Genomic DNA, 7,282 nt, shown 5'->3' with positions numbered 1-7,282 from the left:
CCCCTGCCTCCCCTGCTCCCCCTGCCTCCCCTGCCTCCCCTGCCTCCCCTGCCTCCCCTGCTCCCCCTGCTGCTCCTACTCCCCTACTACCTCTGATTCCCATGCGGCCATCCGCTCACAGGCCATCTCTGCGGTCTGTTGGGCGGCGACTTTGCCATCAAAAACCACGGCTGGAGCAATACCACAGGCTCCAATACAACGGGCAGTCATAATCGAAATTTGACCATCGGCGGTGGTTTCCCCTGCTTTAATTCCGGTTTTGGCTTCTAAGGCGGTTAAAACATCCCCGCCCCCCTTAACGTAACAAGCTGTGCCTAAACAAACCACACAGGTATGGGTGCCATTGGGTTTCAGGGAGAATAAATGATAGAAGGTGGCGACTCCATAGACATAACTGAGGGGAAGTTTCAGATTTCTGGCCACATAAATTAGGACATCTTCTTCTAAAAAGCCAAAGGATTCTTGAGCTTTATGTAGCACCTCAATTAAAGCGTCCTGACGATATTGGTTACGCTTCATGGTCATATCGAGGACTTTAAACCGTTTATCGCCTCCTTTTGTGGCTTCAGCTTTGGGTTGATTAGTTTTTGCAGGAGTTACCGTAGAAGATTGCATAGTTCTGTTCTCTACTAATGATGTGGGTATCACTCATTTTGTAATCAAAGATACCTTCAGAAAAGTTGGATTCAGTTCACCACAAAAGGGTCACAAATTTAGTCATGAACCTTGGGTACTCCAGGATTATAGACTAGATTGAGAGTTGTATAAACAACGCCTATGTTGTTTATCTTGATGATTCTGGTTTGGGTTCCAACTTCTTACCTAAATTGTAAGTCTACTGCTAATTTAGGGAAAAAAGTATTAAGATAAAGCAAAGAATTAATCAACCTGGGTTAATAATGGATGTAGCATGGATCGGACTGAAATAGTGGGACAATCCCCGCTCGAATAAATTCCCTGGATGTTCCATCAGTTTTCTGTCCTTGCTTCAACAAATGTAACATTTTTAGGTGTACCGATGTGTTTAGCGATTCCAGGTCAATTATTGAGTATTTCCGGGGATGACCCCTTGGAAAAAGTCGGCAAAGTTAGCTTTGGTGGAATGGTCAAAGAGGTCAACCTGGCCTATGTTCCAGAGGTTCAAGTCGGTGACTATGTGATTGTTCATGTGGGTTTTGCTTTGAGTATTGTGGATGAACAAGCCGCGCAACAAACCTTAACAGACTTAGAACAAATGGCGGTAATAAGTTAAAAAACGTTAAGCTGTGATCCACTTTCTGCCATTTTTATTAGATGATCTAAAGCAATAACTCAGGGAAAGTAGACCTCAAAAATTCTTAATCAAAATTTAAGGAGGTTTTAATCTTGATTAGGATTTAACCTGAGAAGTTCTCAATTCAACAACGACGGAGATCATTAGAGAAAGCTGAATTAATTGTTAAGGAAAATTCTGTCCGTTTAACTACAGAACTACAATCATTGTAAATTCAAACTCAACATCAGCAAGGATGAATTCAGGCGCGGAAATTACCACAATAATTCTGTAGAAAAGCGGGCGATGCCACAAAGTGGCGGCTACGCCATCGCATCAAATTTTTATTAAAGAGAGGAATTCCAAGAATGAATACAAAAAATTATGCAACCCTCGATGGGAACGAAGCCGTTGCCCGTGTTGCTTATCGTTTGAGTGAGGTGATCGCCATTTATCCCATCACCCCCTCCTCACCCATGGGAGAATGGGCCGATGCCTGGGCCTCCGTGGGGGATAAAAACCTCTGGGGAACTGTCCCAGCCGTGGTGGAAATGCAAAGTGAAGGCGGGGCAGCCGGAGCCGTACACGGAGCCCTACAAGCGGGTTCCTTGACCACCACCTTCACCGCCTCCCAAGGGTTGATGTTAATGCTCCCCAACCTCTACAAAATTGCCGGAGAGTTAACCTGTGCGGTGATCCAAGTCGCCGCCCGTTCCCTAGCCGCCCAGGGGTTATCGATTTTTGGTGACCATAGTGATGTCATGGCCGCGAGGGCCACGGGGTTCGCCCTGTTGTGTTCCGCTTCGGTGCAGGAAGCCCAGGATATGGCCTTAATTGCCCAAGCCGCTACCCTAGAATCTCGAATTCCGTTTATTCACTTTTTTGACGGATTTCGTACCTCCCATGAAGTGCAGAAAATTGAGCTTTTAGAGGATAGTGATATCCGAGAATTGATCGATGATCAATACGTTTATGAACACCGCAACCGCGCCCTAACTCCCGACCGTCCCGTTCTGCGAGGAACGGCCCAAAACCCCGATGTTTATTTCCAAGGGCGAGAAACCGTTAACGTTTTTTATGATAAAACCCCCGAAATTGTGCAACGGGCGATGGATAAATTGGGGCAGTTAACCGGACGCAATTATAAACTATTTGAATATCACGGTGCCCCCGATGCGGAACGGGTGATCATTCTCATGGGTTCTGGTTGTGAAACCGTCCATGAAACCGTGGATTATTTGAATGCCCAAGGGGAAAAATTAGGGGTATTAAAAGTTCGGTTATATCGACCTTGGGATGGGGAACAATTAATTGCGGCCCTGCCCGAAACCGTAAAAGCGATCGCGGTTTTAGATCGCACCAAAGAACCCGGTTCCAGTGGAGAACCCCTTTACTTAGATGTGGTGACGGCCGTTCAAGAGGTGATGTTAGGAGATAACGAAACCCTTAAAGCTAAGATTAATAATCTTAAAGCCTTGGTGGGCGGACGTTATGGCTTATCTTCTAAAGAATTTAACCCCGCCATGGTTAAGAGTATTTTTGAGAATATTACCCCCCCATCCCCCCCTTACCAAGGGGGGGTTAAACCAAAAAATCACTTTACCATTGGCATTAATGATGATGTTAGCCACACCTCCTTAGAATACGATCCCAATTTCTCCACCGAACCCGATAGCGTGGTGCGGGCAATGTTCTATGGGTTAGGGGCCGATGGTACGGTGGGAGCGAATAAAAACTCAATCAAAATTATTGGGGAAGAAACCGATAATTATGCCCAAGGTTATTTCGTTTATGACTCTAAAAAATCTGGGGCGGTGACCGTCTCCCACCTGCGTTTTGGCCCCGAACCGATCCGGTCGATTTATTTAATTAGTAAGGCTAATTTTATCGGTTGCCATCAATGGACATTTATCGAAAAATTAGACGTTCTCCAATGTGCCACCGAAGGCTCAACCTTCCTCTTAAATACTCCCTATGGCCCCGATGAAGTTTGGAACTATCTGCCCTTAGAAATTCAAGAAGAAATTGTCAGAAAAAATATCAAGTTTTATGTAATTAATGCCAACCAAGTCGCCCGGGATAGTGGGATGGGCAACCGCATTAATACTATTATGCAGGTGTGTTTCTTTGCCCTAGCAAAAGTATTGCCGAGGGAAGAAGCGATCGCCAAAATTAAAAAAGCGATCGAAAAAACCTATGGTAAAAAAGGCGCCGAAATTGTTGGTTTAAACCTGAAAGCCGTTGACAATACCCTCGAACACCTCTATGAAGTTAACGTTGCCCAAGCCAACAGTGCCCTACGGCGGGTCGAACCCGTAGCCGTCGGAGCCCCAACCTTTGTTAAAGAAGTTGAAGGTATGATGATCGCCGGACGGGGGGATGATTTACCCGTTAGTAAACTACCCTGTGATGGTACTTATCCCACCGGAACCTCCAAATGGGAAAAACGCAACGTTGCCCAGGATATCCCCGTCTGGGATGCGGATGTCTGTATCCAGTGCGGTAAATGCGTCATGGTTTGTCCCCATGCCACAATTCGGGGTAAAGCCTACGATGAGGCAGTCTTAGAAAACGCCCCGGCCAGTTTCAAATTTACCGACGTTAAGGATAAAACCTTTACCGGGGAAAAATTCACCATCCAAGTCGCCCCGGAAGACTGTACCGGATGTGGCATCTGTGTGGATGTTTGCCCCGCCAAAAATAAATCCATGCCGTCGAGAAAAGCGATCAACATGGAACCCCAGTTACCCCTGCGGGAACAAGAAGCGGCGAATTGGGACTTTTTCCTCGGCATTCCCAACCCCGATCGCCTCAAATTACGGCCCGACCTGATCCGGCAACAACAATGGCAAGAGCCGTTATTTGAGTTCTCCGGCGCCTGTGGTGGCTGTGGCGAAACCCCCTACATTAAGTTAGCCAGTCAGTTATTTGGCGATCGCATGATCGTCGCCAACGCCACCGGATGTTCCTCTATTTATGGCGGCAACCTACCCACCACCCCCTGGACAACCAACGCCGAAGGTCGTGGCCCCGCCTGGTCTAACAGCTTATTTGAAGATAACGCCGAATTCGGTTTAGGGTTCCGAATGTCCATCGACAAACACGCTGGGTTTGCCCTGGAATTGTTACACAAACTCGGCGGTGAGGTGGGGGATAATTTAGTTACCCAAATTACCGATAACGCCCAAAAATCCGAGGCCGATATTTGGGAACAACGGCAACGGGTGGTTCAACTCAAAGAAAAACTTCAAGGACTCCATTCCCCCGATGCTCAACAGTTACTCAGTTTGGCCGATTATTTAGTGAAAAAATCCGTTTGGATTATTGGGGGAGATGGCTGGGCCTATGATATTGGTTACGGAGGCCTAGATCATGTGATTGCCACGGGCCGTAACGTCAATATTTTAGTTCTGGATACGGAGGTTTATTCTAATACTGGCGGTCAGTCCTCGAAAGCTACCCCCCGGGGGGCCGTTGCCAAGTTTGCGGCCGGTGGTAAACCCTCGGCTAAGAAAGACCTAGGCCTAATTGCCATGACCTACGGGAACGTGTATGTGGCGAGTGTGGCGATGGGGGCCAAGGATGAACATACCCTGAAAGCGTTCTTGGAAGCGGAAGCCTATGACGGCCCATCGTTGATTATTGCCTATTCCCACTGTATTGCCCACGGAATCAACATGGAAACGGCCATGAGTCATCAAAAACAACTGGTGGAAAGCGGTCGTTGGTTACTGTATCGGTATAATCCCGACTTGAAAGAAGCAGGCAAAAACCCGTTAATTTTGGATTCTAAATCACCTAAGAAACCCGTTGAAGCGTCGATGTATGCGGAGAACCGTTTCAAAATGTTGACCAAGAGCAAACCCGCCGACGCCAAACGGTTGTTAAAAGAAGCCCAACAAGACGTCAGTACCCGGTGGAAAATGTATGAATACATGGCCGCTCGTCCCTTAGAAACTAAGGGGAATAACGGGGCTACTGAGGCTAAACCCGCCCCCACTGCGGAAGGGAAACCGCCGGAAACCACATCGGTATAAACCGTTCTTAACTTGCCCCCTAGATCCCCCCTAGCCCCCCTTAAAAAGGGGGGAACCGGAAAATTAAAGTCCCCCTTTTTAGGCGGAACTGGAAAATTAAAGTCTCCATTTTTAAGGGGGAACCGGATGTTCAAAGTCCCACTTTTTAAGGGGGATTTAGGGGGATCTAATCTCGGCAGAAAACCAATCAATATTAATCATCTAAAACTTAGGACTAAAAACAATGGATTTAACCACAACTTATCTGGGATTAAATTTACGCACCCCGATTGTTCCTTCGGCGGCGGCACCGCTATCGGAGGATATTGATAATGTTAAACGCTTAGAAGATGCCGGGGCGGCGGCGGTGGTTTTGCATTCCTTATTTGAGGAACAATTACTGCGAGATAAATTTGAACTACACCATCATTTAGAATACGGAACTAATAGCTTTGCAGAGGCGTTAAGTTATTTTCCTGAACCCGATGAATACCACGTCGGGCCAGAACTGTATTTAGAACATATTCGTCAGGCCAGAGAATCTACAAATATCCCGATTATTGCTAGTTTAAATGGTTTTTCTCCCGGGGGTTGGGTGGAATATGCTCGACTCATGGAACAGGCGGGAGCCAATGCCATTGAATTGAATATTTATTATGTACCAACGGACTTTAATTTAACTGGAGAACAAATCGAACAAAACTATCTCAATACCATTAGAGATGTTAAGGCAGAAGTTACTATTCCCCTAGCTTTAAAACTGAGTCCATATTTCAGTAATATGGCGAATATGGCTAAACAATGTTGTGATGCGGGGGCCGATGGTTTGGTCTTATTTAATCGTTTTCTGCAACCGGATATTAACCCCGAGGAATTAATTGTGGAACCGGGAACGATTTTAAGTAGTCCCCATGACCTGCGTTTACCGATGCGTTGGATTGCCATTTTATATGGTCGAATTAATGCGGATTTAGCCTGTACCAGTGGCGTTCAAAGGGGTCATGATGCGATTAAAGTATTGATGGCGGGGGCAAAAATTACCCAGGTTTGTTCTACCTTATTACGCCATGGTTTTAATTATATTAAAGTCATGGAGGAGGATATGAAAAATTGGATGGAAGAACACGAATATCATTCTATTAAACAGATGCAAGGTTCTATGTCCCAACTCAATTGTGAAGATCAATCAGCTTATGAACGCGCCCAATATATGAAGACCATTACCTCCTATCAACCCGATCATAGTTTAGTTTAGACCCTACCCCAGTCCTCCCTTTGGTTAGGGGAGGATTTTTTATGGCGATTTGGCTAAATTTTGGTATAATGACAGTTTGGCTAAAAATTTTTCAGTGTTTTACCCTAAGCAAAAGAAACCTCATGGAAATTATAATTGAAGGTCAAAAACGACCAGAAGGCTCTAAACCCAATGCTTTGCGTCGTCAAGGATTAATTCCGGCGGTGCTGTATGGCCATCAGGGGGCAGAATCCATTAGCATTACCATTCCGGCGAAGACCGTAGAAACCCTACTCAAAAAGAACATTGTTAACCAGGCTCTAATTCAACTGAACATTCCTGATATCTCTTGGAGTGGCAAAACCCTACTGCGGGAAGTGCAAAAACATTCTTGGAAAGGATTTCCCTATCACCTGAGCTTCTTCTCTGTGGCTCAACAAGACAGTTTAACCGTTTCTGTTCGTCTGCATTTCATCGGTGAACCTGTCGGAGTGAAAATGGAAGGCGGTCTTTTAGATGTCGTCCTCTCTGAATTGGAAATTGAGTGCGAACCGGGTAGTATTCCCGCTCGTATTGATGTTGATGTCACAGAATTACATCAAGGTCAAGCCCTACACATTAGAGAACTCAACTTACCTGATGGAGTTAAAGCCACAGGAGATGGCGAACAGGTGGTTGTTAGTATCATTCATCCTGAGCGGGGTGAGGAAGGCGACGCCGAGGCTTAATTTTAAGGAGCAGGGGGAGCAGGGGAGGCAGGGGGAGCAGGGGGAGCAGGGG

At 46.2% G+C, this 7,282-nt stretch carries 5 protein-coding genes; 4 read left to right on the top strand and 1 reads right to left on the bottom strand.

The window, feature by feature from the left end:
• Positions 1 to 75: 75 nt before the first annotated feature.
• On the bottom strand, positions 76 to 615 hold the full coding sequence (gene hoxE / locus PL11201_RS10860; protein WP_079678610.1) for a bidirectional hydrogenase complex protein HoxE: 540 nt from the start codon (positions 613 to 615) through the stop codon (positions 76 to 78).
• A 403-nt stretch (positions 616 to 1,018) separates the two neighbouring features.
• On the opposite strand from hoxE, the gene PL11201_RS10855 reads away from it, so the two are divergent.
• From PL11201_RS10855 to PL11201_RS10840, 4 genes are all read left to right on the top strand, one after another.
• Positions 1,019 to 1,252, top strand: coding sequence for a HypC/HybG/HupF family hydrogenase formation chaperone (locus tag PL11201_RS10855; RefSeq protein ID WP_079678609.1), 234 nt, complete (start codon positions 1,019 to 1,021; stop codon positions 1,250 to 1,252).
• A 368-nt stretch (positions 1,253 to 1,620) separates the two neighbouring features.
• Positions 1,621 to 5,289: a pyruvate:ferredoxin (flavodoxin) oxidoreductase gene (nifJ, locus tag PL11201_RS10850; protein WP_079678607.1), complete on the top strand. Its 3,669-nt coding sequence runs from the start codon at positions 1,621 to 1,623 to the stop codon at positions 5,287 to 5,289.
• Positions 5,290 to 5,512: 223 nt separating this feature from the next.
• On the top strand, positions 5,513 to 6,523 hold the full coding sequence (locus PL11201_RS10845) for a dihydroorotate dehydrogenase-like protein (protein WP_079678605.1): 1,011 nt from the start codon (positions 5,513 to 5,515) through the stop codon (positions 6,521 to 6,523).
• A gap of 122 nt (positions 6,524 to 6,645) precedes the next feature.
• Complete coding sequence (locus PL11201_RS10840) at positions 6,646 to 7,230, top strand: 50S ribosomal protein L25/general stress protein Ctc (RefSeq protein ID WP_079679559.1); 585 nt, start codon at positions 6,646 to 6,648, stop codon at positions 7,228 to 7,230.
• The last annotated feature ends 52 nt before the right edge of the window (positions 7,231 to 7,282 follow it).

The sequence above is a fragment of the Planktothrix sp. PCC 11201 genome (assembly GCF_900009135.1).
Lineage (GTDB): Bacteria > Cyanobacteriota > Cyanobacteriia > Cyanobacteriales > Microcoleaceae > Planktothrix.
The sequence above is the reverse complement of the archived record's forward strand: the minus strand, read 5'-3'. Positions and strand labels throughout refer to the sequence as shown.

Bases quoted from the DNA above. Each gene is read 5' to 3' on its own strand.
- hoxE (WP_079678610.1), bottom strand. From the start codon at position 615: ATGCAATCTTCTACGGTAACTCCTGCAAAAACTAATCAACCCAAAGCT.
- PL11201_RS10855 (WP_079678609.1), top strand. From the start codon at position 1,019: ATGTGTTTAGCGATTCCAGGTCAATTATTGAGTATTTCCGGGGATGAC.
- nifJ (WP_079678607.1), top strand. From the start codon at position 1,621: ATGAATACAAAAAATTATGCAACCCTCGATGGGAACGAAGCCGTTGCC.
- PL11201_RS10845 (WP_079678605.1), top strand. From the start codon at position 5,513: ATGGATTTAACCACAACTTATCTGGGATTAAATTTACGCACCCCGATT.
- PL11201_RS10840 (WP_079679559.1), top strand. From the start codon at position 6,646: ATGGAAATTATAATTGAAGGTCAAAAACGACCAGAAGGCTCTAAACCC.